The following is a 1,609-nucleotide window of genomic DNA, read 5'->3' on the forward strand; positions in this document are numbered from 1 at the left end:
CAGAAGTTTCGCAAATTAATAAATAAAAATGGCGTAATCCTTTGATATTTAGAGGTTTAGAAAGGATAATACTCGAAATATGTAAATTCCGATTTTTACTGGAAAAAATTTAGGGTTAAAAAATGGGACCATCCTTTCTATAATTAAATTTTGTGTAACAAATCCAAAAAAGAAAGGATGGTCCAAGATGATCAAAAGTCATCTAAAAAGAATGTTCTCCTACTTCTCCAGGATATATTATCTTGGAGAAGAAGTCAAGAGGTTAAAAGACGGGAGGATAAGACCTCAAGTGGAAACCTCGACTATAGCATTTATAGTTTTGTTTGCATTTATCTGTGGGCTTAAAAGTTTTAATAGACTAGAGCGTTGGCTGGAGAATAAGAAATTTAAAAAATTATTACCAAGGAGAAGGAAATTACCTCGGATAGATACTATTAGGCGTTCGTTGAGTAGTTTTGATATAGATAGTTTGAATGGCATGCATGAGCATATAGTAAAGACCGCGTTCAGGAATAAGGTATTTAGGAAGGGTACAATAGATGGGCTAAAGGTTGCAGCTATTGACGGAGTGGAGGTATTTGAGAGTACTAAGAAGAGTTGTGAGAGATGTCTTACTCGTGTTGATAAACAAGGAATAACCCATTATTATCATAAAGCAGTAGTTTGTGCAACTGTGGGCTCTGATCCCCATATTGTATTGGGTTATGAGATGTTAGAACCTAAAAAAGATTGTTGTGATAAGGATGAGGGAGAACTTAGTGGGAGTAAAAGGCTTATTAGGAAACTGTACAAGCAATTTCATCATTTTGCGGATGTAATAGTAGCAGATGCTTTGTATTGCAAAGCAACATGGATTAAGGAAGTACTTGCGATTGGGATGGATGCAGTTGTCAGGGTAAAAGATGAGAGGTTGCATATTGTAAAGGACGCGTTAGGTTTGTATAGGAATCGTGAAGCAGACAGGGAATGGGAAGTAGAAGATGGGAGCAGAAAGAGAATTGTTGTTAGAGCATGGGACGAAGATGGATTTGAAATGGCGGGTATGGAGGAGACTAAGGTAAGATTTATAAGGTTTTTAGAGGAGATTTATGAAGGGGGTAATAAGGAGCTAAAAGAGATTTGGGTTGTAACCACCAGCAAGAATATTAGAGTAGAGACTGTGTGGAAGATAATTCATAAGAGATGGGATATTGAAAACGATGTATTTCGTCAAATAAAGACACAGTATCATTTTGACCATTGCTATGTGCACAGTGAAGTGGGGACAGAGGCTGTAGTTGGGTTTATGATAATAGCTTTTAACTTAAGTCAGTTATACTTTTTCAGGAACATTAGGGGATTTAGAGAGAAGAGGTTATTGCAGATAGACATAATGGAAGAAATAAGAGACGAGATGTTGTTAATAAAGAACTGGGTTAATCCAATTTTTGACACTACATAGTTAGCAAAAAAACTGGAAATACAGGTTTGATTAGAATGGGGGAGGGGGGAAGTATACCTAAAAACCGGAGTTTATGGGCTTTTCAAATTCCAAAATTGTAACAAAATGGAAAAACATTAATTCCATATTCAAAAAAATTTACACTGGAAATTAGATGCGAAATTTCTG

Annotated in this window: 1 protein-coding gene; it reads left to right on the forward strand. The window is 35.9% G+C overall.

The features are described 5' to 3' along the window. Positions 1-187: 187 nt before the first annotated feature. On the forward strand, positions 188-1,441 hold the full coding sequence (locus KVG29_RS12295) for a transposase (RefSeq protein ID WP_252228717.1): 1,254 nt from the start codon (positions 188-190) through the stop codon (positions 1,439-1,441). Positions 1,442-1,609: the final 168 nt, after the last annotated feature.

Origin of the sequence: Caldicoprobacter algeriensis (assembly GCF_023838525.1) — a bacterium.
Classification (GTDB): Bacteria; Bacillota; Clostridia; order Caldicoprobacterales; family Caldicoprobacteraceae; genus Caldicoprobacter; species Caldicoprobacter algeriensis.